The following is an 18,395-nucleotide window of genomic DNA, read 5'->3' on the forward strand; positions in this document are numbered from 1 at the left end:
CCGCCTTCCGGCGCGGCGAGCGTCCGTCACTTTCCGGCCTGGCTGTCGATCAGCGCCCGGGCGCGCGCGACCAGCGCCGCCCCGTCGAGGCCCCTTGCATCCATCTCGGCGATCCATTCGGCGACCACCGGCTCGGCCGCCGCCTTCCAGCGTGCGGTCTCCGCCTTGTCCAGCGTGACGATGGTGTTGCCAGCGGCGACCGCTTTCTCCTCGCCGATGATGTCGACCTCGTCGTCGGCCCGGCCGAACAGCGCGGCCACCTCCACGCCGGAGTTGTCGTCGATCACCTTCTTCAGGTCGTCCGGCAGGCTGTCGTATCTGGCCTGGTTCATGGCGAAGATGAATGTCGCGGTATAGAGCGCGTGCGGATCGTCGAAGCGCGTGTGCGTGTCGACCAGTTCGGCGAGTTTCAGCGGCACCGTCACTTCCCAGGGCACCACCGCGCCGTCGATCACCCCCTTGGAGAGTGCCTCCGGCACCGCCGGCACCGGCATGCCGATGGCCGTTGCGCCCAGTGTCTCGATCAGCCGGGTGACGATGCGGGTCGGGCCGCGCAGCTTCTTGCCGGTCATGTCCTCAAGCGCGTGGACGCCCTCGCCGCGCACGTGGATCAGGCCCGGCCCGTGAACATGCGCGGCGATCAGCTTGACGCCGGCGAACTCGTCGAGCGCGTTCTCCTCGACGTAAAGCTGGAAGGCGCGCGAGGTGGTTTCCGCGTCGCCGGCCATGAACGGCAGCTCGAAGGCTTCCGTCTTCGGAAAGCGGCCGGGAGTGTAGCCGGGCAGGGTCCAGACGATGTCGACGACGCCGTCGCGAACCTGATCATAGAGCGCCGGAGGCGCGCCGCCGAGCTGCATCGAGGGATAATGCTCGATCTTGATGCGACCGTTCGATTCCGCCTCGACCTTCTCGATCCAGGGGGCGATGGCCCGCGCGGGAACCGCCGCCTGCAGGGGCAGGAACTGATGGATCCTGAGGGTCACGTCCTGCGCCAATGCCGCGCCCGCGAGGCCGAAGGTCCCGGCCGTCATCGTCGCGACAAGGGCCGCCGTTCCCAGCAACCGTCCGATCATTCCGACATCCTCCCGCTCGCGCCGCGCCCGCACCCTTCCTCCACAAGCTTGCGGCCGGCGCAGGGTGTTCCGCGCAATTGGTAATGTAAAATGAGTTTTGCCGCAGTTTGTATAACCTTTCGCGCCAGAGGCTGAAACGCCCCTCTTGCGAAAACGGACAGGGTTCGTGTCAACTGCCGCAAGCGGCGCGCCTCCTGCCCCGCCGTCCCGCGAGAAGGACAGGCCATCGTGACGAAACGTGCGCGCGACATCCTCTTCATCATGTTCGACCAGTTGCGCTTCGACTATCTGTCCTGCGCCGGTCATCCGCGTCTGGAGACACCCAATCTCGACCGGCTGGCGGCGCGCGGCGTGCGGTTCACCAACGCCTATGTGCAGTCGCCGATCTGCGGTGCCTCGCGCATGAGCTTCTACACCGGCCGCTACGTCCAGTCGCATGGCGCGGCCTGGAACAACTACCCGCTCAAGGTCGGCGAGATGACCCTTGGCGACCATCTGCGGGCGCGCGGCATGGATGCGGTGCTGATCGGCAAGACGCACATGAAGGTGGATGACGCCGGCCTCGACCGGCTTGGCATCTCGCGCGGGGGCATCATCGGCGCGCGCCTTGCCGAATGCGGCTTCGATGCCGAGGTGCGCGACGACGGGCTCTGGGCGGAAGGCCCGGACGGTCCCTATGATGCAAGGCCCTCGCCCTACAACGCCTTCCTGCGCGCCCGCGGCTATGGTGGCCGCAACCCCTGGCACGACCACGCCAATTCCGCCCTGTCGGACGCGCGCGACGCACAGGGGCGCGGCGACATCGAGAGCGGCTGGCTCATGCGCAACGCGCCGAAGCCGGCCAATGTCGCGGCGAAGGACAGCGAGACAGCCTGGCTCACAGACGAGGCCATCGGCTTTCTCGACAAGCGCGCGCGGCAGCGGCGCACGGTGCCCTTCCTTTGCCACCTCTCCTACATCAAGCCGCATTGGCCCTATGTGGTGCCGGCGCCCTATCATGCGCTCTACGGGCCCGGCGACGTCGTGCCGGCGCGGCGCGACGAGCGCGAGCGGCGCGATCCGAACCCGGTTTACGCCGCCTTCATGGCCTCGCGCGCTTCGAAGAGCTTTTCGCGCGAGGAGGTCCGGCTCGCCGCCATTCCCGCCTACATGGGCCTGGTGCGCCAATGCGACGACGAGATCGGCCGGCTGCTCGACCACCTTGAAGCGACGGGCCGGCTCGACGACACGATTATCGTCGTCACCTCGGACCATGGCGACTACCTCGGCGATCACTGGATGGGCGAGAAGGATCTCTTCCACGAGCCCTCGGTGAAGGTGCCGCTGATCGTGGTCGATCCGTCCGCGGCCGCCGACGCCACGCGCGGCACCATCTGCGACGCGCTGGTCGAGGCCATCGACCTTGCCCCCACCTTCGTCGAGCTTGCCGAGGAAGGGCGCGGCGCGCCCGATCCCGCCGCCGCCGTTCCCGGTCACATTCTCGAGGGCCGCTCGCTCGTTCCCTTCCTGCGCGACGGCGCGGCCTGGGAGGCCCGCCGCCGTGACTGGCGCGACGTCGTCATCAGCGAGTACGACTATTCCTGCACGCCCATGGCCGACCGGCTCGGCGTGTCGGTCGAGGACGCCCGCCTGTTCATGGTCTTCGACGGGCGCTTCAAGCTTGTCCACGCCGAAGGCGGCCTGCCGCCGATGCTCTTCGACCTGCAGAGCGACCCGGATGAATTCTCCGACCTGGGACGCGATCCGGCCTTCGCCGGCGAGGTCGCGCGGCTGACCGACCGGCTCGGCCTCTGGGGGCGGCGGCTCAGCCAGCGCACCACCGTCTCCGATGCCGAGATCCTTGCCCGTCGTTCCGGCGCGGGCGGGCGCACCGGCGTTCTCATCGGCGCCTATGACGAGAGCGATGTCGCGGCCGAGGCGCTTGCCTTCTATCAAGGACGCGTCGACCCGAAGGGCTGAGGCAGCCGGCGGGGACAAGTCCGCGCGCCGGGCCAATCCGCCAGCGCGGTGGCGGCCTACGAAAAAGCGCGGCGAAATCGCGTTTCGCCGCGCTTCATTTTCGAAAGTCTGCGCCGAAATTGTCCGAAATGCACAATTATCGGCCGGAAATGCCGTCGCTTCAGCTTGCCGCCGGCTGCTCGGCGAACTTGCGCGCCTGCTCGATCCAGCCGTCACGGGCGATGCGGCCGCGGAAGTCCAGCTTCCCGTCCAGAGCCTCGATCTGCGCTTCGTTCAGCGCCGCGATCTGCCAGAAATGGAAGATGCCGGCGCCGTTGAGCGCGGTCTGCAGCTTGGGCCCGATGCCGGTGATCGCCGTCAGGTCGTCGGCAACGCCGCGCGGCTCGGCAAGCAGGATCTCGCCCAGCGGATCGCGGGTCGCCGCCGGCTTCGCCTTGGCCGGGGCAGGTGCAGGGGCAGGTGCGACGGCGGGGGCGGTATCCCCGGCCTTTTCCGCCTCGGCGACCGGCGTGCGCCTGCTCGGCACCGCCGGCGCCTGCTCAGGCCGGGAGGGATGCGAGCGGATGAAGTCGAGAATGCGCGGGGCGATCTCGGCGCGGAACCGCGAGCCGTTGAAAACGCCGTAGTGCCCGACATTTGGCTGCATGTAGTGAGCCTGCATGTCGGCGGCGAGGCTGGTGCACAGGTCATGCGCCGCCTTGGTCTGGCCGCGCCCGGTGATGTCGTCCTTCTCGCCCTCGACCGTCAGCAGCGCCGTGCGGCGGATCGCGCCGCAATCCACCAGCTCGCCGCGGTGGTGATGCTCGCCCTTGGCCAGGGAATGCTTGATGAACACCGTGTCGACTGTTTGCAGGTAGAACTCCGCCGTCAGATCCATCACCGCAAGATATTCGTCGTAGAAATCGCGATGCTTCTCGGCGCTGTCACCATCTCCGGCCACCAGATGCTGGAAGTAGTCGTTGTGCGCGCTGACATGCCGGTCGAGATTCATGCTCATGAAGCCCGAAAGCTGCAGGAAGCCGGGGTAGACGTCGCGCATGAAGCCCGGTTGCGGGAACGGAACCTTCATGATGACGTTGCGCTCGAACCATTCGATCGGCTTGTGCTCTGCGAGGTCGTTGACCGCCGTCGGATTGATCCGCGTGTCGATCGGCCCGCCCATCAGCGTCAGGCTGGCGGGCGCGCAGGGGTCGCCGTGCTGTTCCATCACCGCCGTCGCGACGAGGGCCGGAACCGAGGGCTGACAGACCGCGACGACATGCGTGTCCGGCCCAAGATGATGAAGCATCTCAATGAGATAGTCGACGTAGTCGTCGAGGTCGAACTGGCCCTCCGCGAGCGGCACCATGCGCGCGTCGACCCAGTCCGTGATGTAGATGTCGGCCTTCGGGAGAAGTGTCTCGACCGTGCCGCGCAGCAGCGTCGCGTAGTGACCGGACATCGGCGCGACCACCAGGATCGTCGGATCCTTGTGCTTGCGCTGGCCGACCTTGCGGTCGAAATGCAGAAGATTGCAGAACGGCTTGCTCCAGACGACCTCTTCTCGCACCTGCACCTTGACGCCGCCGACCGTCGTCTCGGGCAGCCCGAACTCCGGCTTGCCATAGCGCCGGGTCAGCCTCTCGACCAACTCGCAGCCGGCGGCAACCTGCCGCCCAACTGGCGTATGTGTGAGTGGATTCAATGGGTTCTGGAAGTATAGACGCGTCATGTCAGCGGCCGCCCGGACAGGGCTCATTGCCGCATGATTGAACTCGTAGAATTGATAGAACACTGACCGACCTCGCAGTCCGACGGGCGTCGCGCGACTGGCGGCGTCACCGGCATTTTTCGCATTGCAAAAAGAATATGCGTAAAACACTGCGTCGTTCAACTGTCAGACGACGGCAAGCCTTGCATCCGGCGGGCGGGATGCCCGCCGGATCGCTCTGGCGAGGGCGAATCAGCTCCGAATCGGGAGCCGTTCCAGAAACTTCGCAAAAGACGCAAGTAGCCGGTAAATTTGTTTGCCTTGTCCGAAAGTTCAGGCGGCGAGATCGGCCACGACGGCGTCGAGAACAAGAAAACCGCCAGGAGTCGCCCGAACGCGGTCGCCGTCGAGTCGTTCCACCATGTCATGCTCGACCAGGTCGGCGATGCGGCGCGGGTTGATCCGCCGCCCCGAGATCGCCTCGTAGCGGGCGAGGTCGACGCCCTCGACGAGCCGAAGGCCCATCAGCAGGAACTCGTCGCCCTGTTCCTCCGCGGTCAGCGACAGATCCTCGACGAGCCCGTCGCCGCGCGTCTCGACCGCCGCCAGCCAGGTCTCGGGGTGGCGCTCGGTCGCGGTGGCGAACTTGCCGTTGCCGCCCGAAAGCCGGCCATGGGCGCCCGGCCCGACGCCGACATAGTCGCCATAGCGCCAGTAGACCAGGTTGTGCCGGCATTCCGCGCCGGGTCTTGCGTGGTTCGAGACCTCGTAGGCCGGCATGCCGTTGGCGTTGCAGATCTCCTGGGTCAGCTCGTAGAGGTCGGCGCCATGGTCGGCATCCGGCACCACGAGCGCGCCCCGGCGGTAGAGCTCGAAGAACGGCGTGCCGGGCTCGATGGTGAGCTGATAGAGCGACAGATGGTCGGCCGCCAGTGCAAGCGCCTGTTCCAGCTCGGCTTTCCAGTCGGCGGCCGACTGGTCCGGGCGGGCATAGATAAGGTCGAAGGAGATCCGCTCGAAGGTTGCCCGCGCCGTCTCAATGGCGCGTCGCGCCTGCGCCGTGTCATGCAGCCGGCCGAGGCGCTTGAGGTCGGCGTCGTTCATCGCCTGCACGCCGAGCGACAGGCGGTTGACGCCGGCCGATCGGTAGCCGCGAAACCGTTCGGCCTCGACGGACGAGGGGTTCGCCTCCATGGACACCTCGACGCCGGGCGCGAGCGACCAGTGCTTCGCGACCGCGTCGAGAACCCGCTCGACCGTCTGCGGCAGCATCAGCGACGGGGTGCCGCCGCCGAGAAAGACGGAATCGACCACCCGCCCCCGGGTGCGCCCGGCCATGGTCGCAAGCTCCGTCTCGAAGGCGGCGGCAAAGCGCGACTGGTCGATCCGGGTGTGGCGGACATGGCTGTTGAAGTCGCAATAGGGACATTTGGACTCGCAGAACGGCCAGTGCACGTAGATGCCGAAGCCGCCCTCGACGGCGACGGGCGCGATCGGGCCACCGTCCTTCCGGTCCGCGATCGCCGCGAAGCTGTCCACCCTGCGCTCCTGCCTGTCCCTACCGGTCATTGTGCCTCCAGACACTCCCGAGCGAGCGCCAGAAAGGCGCGCGCGCGATGCGACAGAGCCTCGTCCGGCCGAGACCAGCCGTGCTTTTCCTCCGACGACATCTCGCCGAAGGTGGTCTCATGGCCGTCTGGCTGGAAGATCGGATCGTAGCCGAAGCCGCCGCTGCCGCGCGGCGGCCACACGGCGGTGCCCTCGACCTCACCCCGGATCAGCTCCACATGGCCGTCCGGCCAGGCAAGGCAGAGCACGGCGACGAAGGAGGCGCGGCGCGCCTCCGGTGTCAGGGCGCCCGCCGCCTGCAGCTTCTCCTCGATGGTGCGCATGGCCATGGCGAAGTCCTTCTCCGGCCCGGCCCAGCGGGCCGAGTAGATGCCGGGGTCGCCGCCGAGCGCTGCCACGCAGAAGCCGCTGTCGTCGGCCAGCGCCGGCAGGCCCGTGGCCTCGGTCGCCGCCCGCGCCTTCAGCTCGGCGTTCGCCTCGAAGGTGGTGCCGGTCTCCTCCGGCTCGGGCAGGCCGAGCTCGCCGGCCGAGACCACCTCGAGACCAAAGGGGGCCATCAGCTCGGAGAACTCGCGCAGTTTGCCCTTGTTGTGGCTCGCCATCACCAGCCGGCCCGGGCCGAGCCTGCGGCGGACTTGCGTCTCGCTCATCGGCTGGACCTCACAGGATCGCCATTTTCTGGAAATCGACGAGCCGGGCGATACCGGTCTTGGCGAGCCCCATCAGCGCTGCGAACTCCTCCTCGGAGAAGGGCGCGCCCTCGGCCGTTCCCTGGATCTCGACGATGCCGCCGGAGCCGGTCATGACGAAATTGGCGTCCGTATCGGCTTCGGAATCCTCGGCATAGTCGAGGTCGAGCACCGGCGTTCCGCCATAGATGCCGCAGGAAATCGCCGCGATGTGGTCCTTCAGCACCGGCTTCGTCACCATGTCGCGGGTGCGCATCCAGTTGATGCAGTCGTTGAGTGCGACCCAGGCGCCGGTGATCGCCGCCGTGCGGGTGCCGCCATCGGCCTGGATGACGTCGCAGTCGACGGAAATCTGCCGCTCGCCGAGCGCCGGCAGATCGACGACGGCGCGCAGGCTGCGGCCGATCAGGCGCTGGATTTCCTGGGTGCGGCCCGACTGCTTGCCGGCGGAGGCCTCGCGGCGCATGCGCTCGCCCGTGGCGCGCGGCAGCATGCCGTATTCGGCCGTCACCCAGCCGCGCCCCTGGCCACGCAGCCAGGGCGGAATGCGCTCCTCGAGGCTGGCCGTGCACAGGACGTGCGTATCGCCGAACTTGACCAGGCAGGAGCCTTCCGCGTGCTTCGAAACACCGCGCTCCAGCGTGACGGCGCGCAATTCGTCGGCTGCGCGTTTGGATGGCCGCATGTTGTCTCCCTCTCGTGGCTTCGGCAGTCGACAAAGGCCCCCCGCGGGCCGGCCGACCATGGCGCGGCTTCGTGCCGGCACCGTTCATTCGGCACCGTCTTAAACCAGGACGGAGCGCGAGGAAATCGCCTGTGGACGGAAAAGGCAAGGCATGCTCCTCGCGCCGCCCGCCGCTTGGGTTGTGACATGCCGGCGCCGGAGCATTATATAGGGTTCTTGGCGACCGCCGCTGGCGGTGCCGGGGCGGGGTGCGTCGCGGCTTTCGCCTGTTCGAGCGTCCGCAAGCCCGCGGTCGCACGACGCGCCAGCAATTCGAGGATGGCAAAGTGACCCTGGGCGTTCCTTCCGTCAGCCTGCGCGATCTCGACCAGCGCTCGCGCGAGATCTTCCGCTCCATCGTGGAGACCTATCTCGACACGGGCGAGCCGGTGGGGTCGCGCAATCTCTCGCGCCTGCCGTCGATCCAGCTCTCGCCCGCCTCCGTCCGCAACATCATGGCCGACCTGGAACATGCCGGTCTGCTCTATGCGCCGCATACGTCCGCCGGCCGACTGCCGACGGAGGGCGGCTTGCGCTTCTTCGTCGACGCGCTGCTCGAGGTCGGCGATCTCACACGCGAGGAGCGGGACCGCATCGAGGTGCAGGTGAAGGCCGCGCGCAGCGAACGCACCAGCGAGCAGCTTCTCACCGAGGCGAGCCAGATGCTGTCCGGTCTGTCGCGCGGCGCCGGCGTCGTCTTCACCCACAAGACCGATGCCCGCCTGCGCCACGTCGAGTTCGTGCGCATCGAGCCGCTCAAGGCGCTGGTGGTGCTTGTCGGCGACGACGGCTCGGTGGAGAACCGGGTGATCGACCTGCCCGCCGGCCTGCCGCAGTCGGCGCTGGTGGAGGCGTCGAACTATCTCACCAACCTCATTCGCGGGCGCACGCTCGCGCAGGCGCGCACGGAGCTGGAGACGCAGCGCGATCGCCATCAGAAAGAGCTCGACGAGCTCACCGCCAAGCTGGTCGAGACCGGCATTGCCACGCGCGCCGGCGACGTCGGCCAGTCCGGCTCGCTGATCGTGCGCGGCCGCTCCAACCTTCTGTCGCAGCTCGAGGCGGAGCGCGATCTGGAGCGCATCCGCCTGCTCTTCGACGACCTGGAGAGCAAGCGGGACCTGATCCAGCTTCTCGCCGCCGCCGAGGGCGGCGACGGGGTCCGGATCTTCATCGGCTCGGAAAACAAGCTGTTCTCGCTCTCCGGCTCCTCGATCATCGTTTCGCCCTTCCGTGATCAGGACGAGCGCATCATCGGCGTGCTCGGCGTGATCGGGCCGACGCGGCTCAACTACGCGCGCATCATTCCGATGGTCGACTACACCGCCCGGCTGGTCGGCCGGCTGCTCGGCTGAGGCCGCCGGACCGCGCCTGGCGCAAGACATGAAATCTTCAAGGACCGACATGACCCTGAGCCCTGCCGAACTCGAACGCTATGCCCGCCACATCGTGCTCCAGGACGTGGGCGGACCGGGGCAGCAGAAACTGAAGGCGGCGCGCGTGCTCGTCATCGGCGCGGGCGGGCTCGGCGCGCCGGTGCTGCAGTATCTGGCCGCCGCCGGCGTCGGCACGCTCGGCATCGTCGACGACGACACGGTGTCGCTCTCCAACCTCCAGCGCCAGGTGATCCACGACACCGACCAGCTCGGCGAGCCCAAGGTGGCGAGCGCGGCGGAGGCGATCGCCCGGCTCAATCCCCATGTGAAGGTCGAGCCGCATCCCGTGCGGTTGCAGCCGATGAACGCCCTGGCGCTCGTCTCCGCCTATGATCTCGTGGTCGACGGGTCCGACAATTTCGACACGCGCTATCTGGTCTCCGACGCCTGCTTCTATGCCGGCAAGCCGCTGGTGAGCGGCGCGGTCGGCCGGCTCGACGGATCGCTGACGCTGCTCAAGCCGCATGAGAAGGGCGAGGACGGGACGCCCAATCCGACCTACCGTTGCATCTTTCCCGAAAAGCCGCCGGCGGGGCTGCTTCCGACCTGCGCCGAGGCCGGCGTGCTCGGCGCGCTCACCGGCATGGTTGGCACCATGCAGGCGATGGAGGTCATCAAGGAGATTGCGGGCTTTGGCGAGGGGCTGCTCGGCCGGCTGCTGCTGATCGACGCGCGCAACATGCGTTTCGAGACCATCCGCTATCGCTGGTCGCAGAAGAACCCGCTGAACGGGAGCGCACCGAGGCGCGTCGAAGAGATGATCGGCGGCGCCGAGGTTCACGACGAAAGTCATGGCGAGGACCGGTGAAGGCACTGTTGAAACGCATCGTGTCCGGTGCCCCGGCACCGCTTCCCGAGGCGGTGAGCATCGAGGTCGGGGGCGGGTGCCAGCGGGTTGTCCTGCGTCGCAACGCCCGGGCACAGCGATATATCCTGCGGGTTCCAAGCGGCGGCGGCGATCCGGTGATGACGGTTCCCGCCAAGGGCACGCTGGAAACGGCCCTGCGCTTCGCCGAGAGCCACAGGGGCTGGCTTGAAAAACACCTGACCGCGCGGCCCGATCCGGTCGCCTTCGCCGCCGGCGGGGTCGTTCCCGTGCGCGGCGTCGAGCACCGGATCGAAGCCACGGGCCGGCTGCGCGGCCTGGTCTCGCGCCGTGAGGACGGGGACGAGCCGATCCTGGCCGTTCCAGGCGGGCCGGATCACCTTGCCCGCCGTCTCACCGACTGGCTGCGTCGCGAAGCCCGCGCCGATCTCGAGGCGGCGGTTGCCCGGCACGCCGGGGCGCTCGGCCGGTCCCCCGCCGGCATCGCCCTGCGTGATACCAGAAGCCGCTGGGGGTCGTGCAGCGCCAGCGGCCAGCTCTCCTTTTCCTGGCGGCTCGTGCTTGCGCCGCCGACGATCCTCGATTACGTCGCAGCCCATGAGGTTGCCCATCTGGCCGAAATGAACCACGGTCCGCGCTTCTGGGCGCACTGCCGCCGGCTGGCGCCGCAGACCGACGAGGCGCGCGACTGGCTTCGGCGCGAGGGCGGGCGGCTGCATCTCTATGGGTAGGGACCTCGGCGGCTTTCCGTCCGTGCCCTCCCATCCTGTCCTGTCGCGCCGTCCGGCGCACCGATCAAGGCCCGTGCCATGCTCAAGCCCGACACCTGGGCCCTGACGATCCTGCTTGCCTCGCTGACCGCGCTGGGGCCGATCTCGACCGACATGTACCTGCCGGCACTGCCCGGCATCATGCGCGAGCTTGGCACCGACCACGCGGTGGTGCAGCTGACCCTGTCGATGTTTCTGGTCGGCTTCGCCGCCGGCCAGATCTTCTACGGTCCGCTCGCCGACAGGCTCGGCCGCAAGCCGGTGCTGCTTGCCGGGCTCGGCATCTATGCGGTCGCGAGCCTTGCCTGCACGCTCGCGCCGACGGTGGACCTGCTGATCGTCGCCCGCTTCTGCCAGGCCTTCGGCGCGGCCGGTCCGATCGTGCTGGCGCGCGCCGTGGTGCGCGATCTCTACGAGGGACCGCGCGCCGGCCAGGAGCTGGCCCGCATGGGATCGATCATGGGTCTGGCACCGGCCGTCGCGCCCTTCTTCGGCGGCCTGATCTCGGCCACCGGCGGCTGGCGCTTCGTCTTCCTCGTCTCCTTCGCCGCCGTGATCGCCATCATCGTTGGCGTCTGGCGCGGCCTGCCGGAAACGCTGAAGGCGCGCGAGACCGCGCCCTTCTCGCTCGCCGCCCTGCTGCGCGACTTCTCCCGGCTGCTGCGTCATCCGGTGTTTCTGGCCTATATGCTCGTCGTCACCTGCACCTATTGCGGCCTGTTCGCCTTCATTTCCGGCTCGTCCTTCGTGCTGCAGGACATCTACGGCCTGACGCCGACCGTTTACGGCATCGCCTTCGGTGTCTGCGCCGGTGCCTATGTTGTGGGAACGCTGATCGGCCAGCGGGTGGCGCCCCGGTTCGGCGCGGAGACGACGATCACGCTCGGCACCGGGCTGCTGGCGGCCGGCGGCATCGTCATGATGGGAGCGCTCGAACTCGCGCCCTCGGCGCTGTCCGTGATCCTGCCGATGATGATCTACATGATCGGCGTCGGCCTCACCCTGCCGCAGGCGCAGGCCGCCGCGATGATGCCCTTTCCGGAGCGCGCCGGCACGGCCTCCTCGCTCATGGGCATCGCCCAGATGGGAACGGCGGCGGCCGTCGGCATCGGCGTCAGCGCCACGCTCGGCGGCACCGGTTTCGCGCTTGCCGCCATCATCGCAGCCCTCGGGCTGGCCGCGACGCTGGTCTTCCGCGCCAGCCGCGAGGCGCGCCGCGACATGTGAGGCGTCCTAGCCGCCGAAGATCCGGTTGATGAGGTCCAGCGGACCGCCGCCGCCGGTCGTGTCGCGCATCGGCGGCAGCCGTCCCGCCGGGTCGCCCTCGGCGGGGATGTCGCGCATCGGCATGTCCTCGGGCGCGTCCGGCTCGGCCACCTGAACCGGACGGTCGGAGACGCCGGGAAGGCTTGCCACCGGCAGGCCCTGGTGGTCGGCCTCCATCACGTCCTTCCAGATCTTGGCCGGCAGCGACCCGCCGGTCGCCCGCTTGGTCGGCGAATTGTCGTCATTGCCGAGCCACACGGCGGTCGTCAGCGTGCCGGTGTAGCCGATGAACCAGCCGTCGCGGAAATCCTGGCTGGTGCCGGTCTTGCCGCCGGCCGGCCGGCCCTTCAGGTTCGCGGCCTTGCCGGTGCCCGTCGACAGGGTCTCGGCCATCATCATGTTCATGTCGGCAAGCGTTGCGAAGTCGATGACCTTGCCTGCTCCGTCGCCCTTGCGGGCGTAGAGCACGGTGCCGTCGGCGGTGCGGATCTGGCGGATCACATGCGGCACCACCGCATAGCCGCCGTTGGAGAAGGGCACGAAGGCGGCCGTGATCTCCAGCGGCGTGACCTCGGAGGTGCCGAGCGCGATGGACAGGTTGGGCTGGATCGGCGAGGTGATGCCGAGCTTGCGCGCCGTGCGGATGATCGCCTTCGGCCCGACCTCGTTGGCGAGCTTGGCGGCAATCGTGTTGAGCGACAGCGACAGCGCCTGGGTCATCGTCACCGCACCGCGGTACGACTTGGAATAGTTCTTCGGCGACCACTTGCCGAATTTCACCGGCTCGTCGACCAGCACGAGATTGGGCGTCAGCCCCTTTTCCAGCGCGGCGAGATAGACGAAGGGCTTGAACGCGGAGCCCGGCTGGCGATGGGCGTTCACCGCCCGGTTGAACTGGCTCTTGCCGTAGTCGCGCCCGCCGACCAGCGCCTTGACGGCGCCCGCGGTGTCGAGCGTCACCACCGCGCCCTGCGAGACGCCGCGCTTGCCGCCTTCGGTGTCGAGCGCGCGGCGCAGCGCATCCTCGGCGACGATCTGCATGCCGAGGTCGACGGTGGTGTCGACGATGATGTCCTGATCGATTGCCCCGACATAGCTCGGCAGGAGCTCCATCACCCAGTCGGCGACGTAGTTCTCACTGGCGGACGTGTGATGGGTGACCACCTTGAGCGGCTCGGCAAAGGCTGCAAGTGCCTGCCCCTGCGTGATGAAGCCTTCCTCGACCATGGCCCCGAGCACGAGCTTGGCGCGCTCCGTTGCAAGCTCGGGATTGCTGGTCGGCGCATAGCGCGAGGGCGCCTTCAAGAGCCCGGCGATGGTCGCCGCCTCGGCCAGCGTCAGCATGCGCGCCGGCTTGCCGAAGTAGCGGCGCGAGGCCGCGTCGATGCCATAGGCGCCGGCACCCAGATAGACACGGTTGAGATAGATCTCGAGGATCTCGTCCTTGGTGTATTCGGCCTCCAGCCACAGCGCGAGCACGGCTTCCTGCACCTTCCGGCGCAGGGTGCGGTCGGGCTCGAGAAAGAGGTTCTTGGCGAGCTGCTGGGTCAGCGTCGAGCCGCCCTGGACAAGGCGGCCTCGGGTCAGGTTGGTGATGACGGCGCGGCCGAGGCCGAGCGGATCGAGGCCGAAGTGGCTCTTGAAGCGCCGGTCCTCGATGGCGATCACCGCTTCGGGAAGATAGGGCGGAAGCTGTTCGAGGCGGACCGCCTCGCCGCCGGTGTCGCCGCGGTTGGCCATCAGCGTTCCGTCGGCGGCGACGATGCGCACGTTGGGCGGGCGCTTGGGCACCTTCCATTCGGAGGTCGGCGGCAGATAGGCGGCGTAGTAGACGAGCACGCCGGCAAGACCGATGCCGCCCCACAGGCAAAGGACGAAGCCCCAGTAGACCAGCCGGCGAAGCCCGCGCGCCAGTCCGCCGCGGGCCCGCGTCTTGCGGGCGGTCTTGCGCTTGCCGCCACGCGGCCGACGGTCGTTGCCGCCAGATCCGGAGCCGGATCCCTTGCCCTTGCCATTGCCGTTGCCGGATTTCGCCGGTCGCTTGCGCTTGGGCGCGGGCTTGCCGCGCCCCGGATCGCTCGGCCTGTCGTCGGGGGTCAGCCGCATGTCGAGCATGCCGCCGTTGCCTGGTCCCATGCGCGGTTCGCGCCGGCCGTCGCTGGACGATCCTCGAGCCATAGATCCGTTCTTCAAAAGTTGGTGCGGGGGGACCCGTGTCCCCCTTTCGTTCCCCGCCTTGGAGCCTAAATGAGGCGATTTAAGGGGTGGTTAAGCATCCCCCGGCGAAGTCCCCGGCGCTTTACACATCCGTCTCCGGCGCGCTAACCCTTGGTGGAAAAGAGGCTGTCGCCGCGGTGGCGAACAGCGACAGGGGAAGCGCAGATGGCGAAGGGATACTGGATCGGGCGCGTCGACGTGACCGACCTCGAGGCATACAAGGACTATGTTGCGGCCAACGCCGAGCCCTTCCGGGCCTATGGCGCGCGCTTCCTGGTGCGTGGCGGTGAATTCGAGTGCATGGAAGGCGCGGCGCGTGCCCGCAATGTGGTGATCGAGTTTGACAGCTACGATCAGGCGCTGGCCTGCTATCGGAGCGAAGGCTACGCGTACGCCAAGTCCCTGCGCGAAAAGGCCTCGGTCTCCGATCTTGTCGTCATCCAGGGCTACGACGGACCGCAGCCCGGCGACACCTGAGGCAGGCTCGGCCCGCGCACGAACGAAAACGCCCGGCCGCGCGATCCGCGGGCCGGGCGTTCTTGTTATCGGGAGCGCGCAACGGGCCTACTGATTGGAGTAGCGTCCCGCGTCGGCACCGTAATGGTTCACGTAGCGGCTGTTGAGCGCTTCGACCGGCATGACGATGAGAACGTCGGTCGTGCCGAACTGATGGTCGACGACCGCGCCGTCGCCGATATAGGCGCCGAGCCGCAGATAGCCCTTGATCAGCGGCGGCAGCTCGCGCAGGACCTGACGCTCGTTCACCTCGGCGCGCGGCATCCGGTTCATGTCGATATAGCGCTCGCGGATCGCCGGAACGCGCCAGTTCTCCGGCGCCCGGGCGTTGTGATGCAGGAAGGAAAGCTGCGAGGCGATGCGGTCGGGATCGGTTCCCTCGATCGAGGCGCAGCCGACCATGACGTCGATGCGGTGCATCAGAACATAGGCCCAGATGCCGTGCCACAGCAGCTCGACGCTGCGCTTGGTGCGGTAGGGCTTGAGCACGCAGGAGCGGCCGAGCTCGAGGAACTGCAGGCGCGGATGCGCGTCGACGAGCGACTGGATCTCGAATTCGCTGCCCGTGTAGAAGCCGCCGTTGCGCTCCGCCACATCCTGGCGCAGCAGGCGATAGGTGCCGACGATGCGCGGCTTGCGGCGACCGAGCGCGTTGCGCTGCGGGGTCTCGTGGTCGAGCACCAGAAGATGGTCGCAGATCGCGTCATAGGCATCGATGTCGCGCTTCGTCGCCATCGTCTGCGCATCGGCGATGGCCGACATTTCCTCGTAGAAGACGTGGTAGCGCAGTTCCTGCGCCTTGCGCACTTCCTTGGGCGTACGGGCGAGGCGCACCTCCAGCGGCCCGATGCGGCCGAGGCTCGGCGTGTGGCGGCCGGCCGGCAGCGCTCCGGGGAGGGGCAGCCAGGCAGGGCGCAGCGCGGCAGCGCTCGCAGGCACAAACTTGCGGACGAGGTTGCGCGGCGAAAGAAGCCCTCCACGTGCGCGTCCCGTGCTTTCGTCAAGTCTCGACATGATCCCGACGCCCTTCTTCGTTTCCCCGTCGGGTGCCGACGCACCCAGGCTCGTTATATCGCCCCGACGCTGGCCTTGATACACCCGATAACGGCATCGGCCTGCGGTCGTTTGTCCGGGACTTCGACGCTCCCGTCCCGCGCGCGGCGTGGAACCAGAGGCCGGCCGGGTGCTTAGCCGTCACCTAAAACATAAGTTTCCAACACTTCCATGACAATTGGAAGCGATGACAAGGGAGGGGAAATAGTTGTCGGCGGCCGATCGGCTCAGGCAACGGCGGCGAATTTCTGCCGCATCAGGTCGGGGTCTATCGGCTTGGTGAGCACCGTGTCGGCACCCGCTTCCAGGGCCGCGTCCTCGGCCTCCGCCGTCACGTCGGCGGTTACCGCGATCACCGGAACCCGCGTCCAGCCGTGCTCCCGTTCCATCTCGCGGAAGCGGCGAATGGCGGTCACTCCGTCGATGCCGGGCATGTGCAGGTCCATCAGCAACATGTCGAAACTGCCGTCGGCGACAGCTTCGAGCGCCTCCGCGCCGTCGGCTGCGACCACCGCCTCATGCCCGAACTTGCGCACCAGCGCCTCACTCAGCAGCCGGTTGATATCGTTGTCGTCGGCAACGAGTACCTTGAGCGGGCGGCTCGGTGTCTGGGGTTCGGGTCGCTCCGCATCGGTGATGCGGGTGTCGATGGCGCTTTCCCAACCCACCGCCGCCTCGCCGTGCTCCAGAACCGAGGTCGTGACCTGGCGCAGTGAGGCGGAGCGGATCGGGCGAATGAGGTAGGCGCCGAAGCCGGCGGCTTTCAGCCGGGGCAGGCAGGCGCGGTCGGTTGGCGTCAGGATGGCGATGGCCGGCGCGGTGACGCCGGTGGCGCGCGCCCCGGCGAGCCATGCTCCCGCATCGCGCACCGCCGCCAGATCGAGAAAGATGAGATCCGCCTCGTGCATGGCGGCGTCGAGCCTCTCCTCGTCCTCCTGACGGCAGGGCGAGACCAGTGTTGCTTGCGCCCCGGCGCATGTGACAGCGCGGGCGGCGAGCGGCGCCTCGATGCGGCTCTCGCTGATGATGCAAACCTGTTTGCCGGCAAGAAAGCTGTCGGGCCGCGAGGCTTTCGCGGTGTTCTCGCCCCCACTTTCGGCTGCGACGAGCGGCAGCACGACGCGGAAGCAGGCCCCCGCGTCCTGTGCCGCGGTGGCGGTGATCTCGCCGCCCATCAGCCGTGCCAGCCGGCGCGAGATGGCAAGGCCGAGGCCAGCGCCGTCGAAGCGGCGAGCCGGTCCGTGGTCGACCTGCTCGAACTCCTCGAAAAGCCGCTCGGCGTCGCCTGGATCGAAGCCGATGCCGGTGTCACGCACGGTGATCGCCAGCCGCGCGCCCGCATCCGGCGTCGAACCCGGATCCCCCAGCCGCTCGATGCGGATCTCGACACCGCCGGTTTCGGTGAACTTCAGGCCGTTGCCGGCGAGGTTGTAGAGGATCTGGCGCAGCCGTGTCTCGTCGACGACGATGCGGCGTGGAAGCTGCGGATCGACGTAGCAGCCGATCTCAAGGCCCTTGGCGAGCGCGCGCGGGCTCAGCAGCTCGGCGACGCCTTCCGCAAGGCCGGCGATGTCGGCGGGGCCGGGCATCAGTTCCAGCCGGCCCGCTTCGATGCGCGACATGTCGAGCACCTCGGAGATCAGCAGCAGCAGGATTTCGCCCGAGCTTTTCACCGCATCCGCATAGGTGCGCTGTTCCGGCGTCAGCCGAGTGTCGGCGAGCAGGCCGGCCATGCCGAGAATGCCGTTCAGCGGCGTGCGGATCTCGTGGCTGACGGTGGCGAGAAACCGGCTCTTGGACGCGTTCGCCGTCTCGGCCTGGTTGCGCGCGGCGACCAGCGCGTCCTCGATGCGGCGTCGGTCGGTGACATCGCGCAGGATGGTCTGGATCAGTGGCTCGCCCGTGGTCACGTCGCGTACGGCGACGTCGCGCCGGGCAAACCAGCGCGGCCCCTGCGCCGTGGCGACCCGGATGTCCTCGCGCGCGCCCTCGGGATCGTCTGCCGGCTCACCCTGACGGCGGCCGTGCAACCCGTCGATGCGTCCGTCGGGAAACAGCGCCCGCGCCGTGTCGTTGGCATAGACGGTCTCGCCGCCCTCGCGCCATCGGGTCACCACGTCGCCGAGCTTGTCGAGCACGTCGCGGTGGCGCTCGTCGCTTTCGCGCAGGCGCCAGGCCTCGTCCTGCAGGGCTTCACGCTCGGCGTACAGCGATGCGATCTCCGCCTCACGCTCCGCCATCTGCCCGCGCACCCGGGCACGCGCCGAGGTTTCCGCGCGCGCGGCGTTGGACAGAGCCAGCGAGACGCCGGCGATTATGAGCACGCAGCCGGCGACCGCAAGGCGGGCCGGCGGTGGAACAAGGGCGACGAGGCCGGCCGCGCCGCCGATGAAGGCGGCAAAGGAGACGGCGAAAAGGGCAAGGCTGCCGAGGATGCTGGCAAACGTGCGAGGCGTGGCAGGCACCGGATCACGACCGGTGCGGTCCGGCGTCTCGACGGCCGGCCGTTCGGCTTCGCTGTAGCCGGCCTGGAAGCGCTCTGGCTCGGCCTTTCCGGCCTCGCGATGCGTCGTGCGGTCATGGCGTTCGGGGGCGGCCACCTGCTCT

At 68.4% G+C, this 18,395-nt stretch carries 14 protein-coding genes; 6 read left to right on the top strand and 8 right to left on the bottom strand.

Annotation, left to right across the window (positions count from 1 at the left end; genetic code table 11):
• Nucleotides 1-26 precede the first annotated feature (26 nt).
• Nucleotides 27-1,073 carry a TRAP transporter substrate-binding protein gene (locus tag ACSLUQ_RS17275; protein WP_461809233.1) on the bottom strand — a complete coding sequence of 349 codons (1,047 nt, stop codon included), beginning with the start codon at nt 1,071-1,073 and terminating at the stop codon, nt 27-29.
• A 225-nt stretch (nt 1,074-1,298) separates the two neighbouring features.
• Between ACSLUQ_RS17275 and ACSLUQ_RS17280 the strand changes: the two genes are divergently transcribed.
• Nucleotides 1,299-3,032 carry a sulfatase-like hydrolase/transferase gene (locus tag ACSLUQ_RS17280; RefSeq protein ID WP_461809266.1) on the top strand — a complete coding sequence of 578 codons (1,734 nt, stop codon included), beginning with the start codon at nt 1,299-1,301 and terminating at the stop codon, nt 3,030-3,032.
• 160 nt (nt 3,033-3,192) lie between these two features.
• Here ACSLUQ_RS17280 and phaZ read toward each other — a convergent pair whose 3' ends face one another.
• From phaZ to rph, 4 genes are all read right to left on the bottom strand, one after another.
• Entirely contained in the window at nt 3,193-4,806 is a 1,614-nt protein-coding gene (gene phaZ / locus ACSLUQ_RS17285; protein ID WP_461809234.1) for a polyhydroxyalkanoate depolymerase, read from the bottom strand.
• A 249-nt stretch (nt 4,807-5,055) separates the two neighbouring features.
• Nucleotides 5,056-6,291, bottom strand: a complete 1,236-nt coding sequence (gene hemW / locus ACSLUQ_RS17290; protein ID WP_461809235.1) for a radical SAM family heme chaperone HemW — start codon at nt 6,289-6,291, stop codon at nt 5,056-5,058.
• On the bottom strand, nt 6,288-6,941 hold the full coding sequence (gene rdgB, locus ACSLUQ_RS17295; RefSeq protein ID WP_417771269.1) for an RdgB/HAM1 family non-canonical purine NTP pyrophosphatase: 654 nt from the start codon (nt 6,939-6,941) through the stop codon (nt 6,288-6,290). Before rdgB ends, hemW begins: the two co-directional genes overlap by 4 nt.
• A 10-nt stretch (nt 6,942-6,951) precedes the next feature.
• On the bottom strand, nt 6,952-7,665 hold the full coding sequence (rph, locus tag ACSLUQ_RS17300; RefSeq protein ID WP_417771268.1) for a ribonuclease PH: 714 nt from the start codon (nt 7,663-7,665) through the stop codon (nt 6,952-6,954).
• Nucleotides 7,666-7,991: 326 nt separating this feature from the next.
• Between rph and hrcA the strand changes: the two genes are divergently transcribed.
• From hrcA to ACSLUQ_RS17320, 4 genes are all read left to right on the top strand, one after another.
• Entirely contained in the window at nt 7,992-9,059 is a 1,068-nt protein-coding gene (gene hrcA / locus ACSLUQ_RS17305) for a heat-inducible transcriptional repressor HrcA (RefSeq protein WP_417771267.1), read from the top strand.
• A gap of 49 nt (nt 9,060-9,108) precedes the next feature.
• The gene (gene moeB / locus ACSLUQ_RS17310) at nt 9,109-9,948 is read left to right on the top strand and encodes a molybdopterin-synthase adenylyltransferase MoeB (RefSeq protein WP_417771266.1); all 840 of its coding nucleotides are present in this window, start codon (nt 9,109-9,111) and stop codon (nt 9,946-9,948) included.
• 8 nt (nt 9,949-9,956) lie between these two features.
• Nucleotides 9,957-10,697, top strand: a complete 741-nt coding sequence (locus ACSLUQ_RS17315) for a M48 family metallopeptidase (protein ID WP_461809236.1) — start codon at nt 9,957-9,959, stop codon at nt 10,695-10,697.
• A 78-nt stretch (nt 10,698-10,775) separates the two neighbouring features.
• Complete coding sequence (locus tag ACSLUQ_RS17320) at nt 10,776-11,963, top strand: multidrug effflux MFS transporter (protein WP_417771264.1); 1,188 nt, start codon at nt 10,776-10,778, stop codon at nt 11,961-11,963.
• A 6-nt stretch (nt 11,964-11,969) separates the two neighbouring features.
• On the opposite strand, the gene ACSLUQ_RS17325 is transcribed toward ACSLUQ_RS17320, so the two are convergent.
• Nucleotides 11,970-14,180, bottom strand: a complete 2,211-nt coding sequence (locus ACSLUQ_RS17325; RefSeq protein WP_461809237.1) for a transglycosylase domain-containing protein — start codon at nt 14,178-14,180, stop codon at nt 11,970-11,972.
• Nucleotides 14,181-14,384: 204 nt separating this feature from the next.
• On the opposite strand from ACSLUQ_RS17325, the gene ACSLUQ_RS17330 reads away from it, so the two are divergent.
• Nucleotides 14,385-14,696, top strand: coding sequence for a DUF1330 domain-containing protein (locus tag ACSLUQ_RS17330; RefSeq protein WP_461809238.1), 312 nt, complete (start codon nt 14,385-14,387; stop codon nt 14,694-14,696).
• 87 nt (nt 14,697-14,783) lie between these two features.
• On the opposite strand, the gene olsB is transcribed toward ACSLUQ_RS17330, so the two are convergent.
• Together olsB and ACSLUQ_RS17340 are read right to left on the bottom strand one after the other, a co-directional pair.
• On the bottom strand, nt 14,784-15,749 hold the full coding sequence (olsB, locus tag ACSLUQ_RS17335; protein WP_417771261.1) for a l-ornithine N(alpha)-acyltransferase: 966 nt from the start codon (nt 15,747-15,749) through the stop codon (nt 14,784-14,786).
• A gap of 266 nt (nt 15,750-16,015) precedes the next feature.
• Entirely contained in the window at nt 16,016-18,388 is a 2,373-nt protein-coding gene (locus tag ACSLUQ_RS17340; protein ID WP_461809239.1) for an ATP-binding protein, read from the bottom strand.
• Between the last annotated feature and the right edge of the window lie 7 nt (nt 18,389-18,395).

Source organism: Stappia sp. ICDLI1TA098 (genome assembly GCF_054880955.1).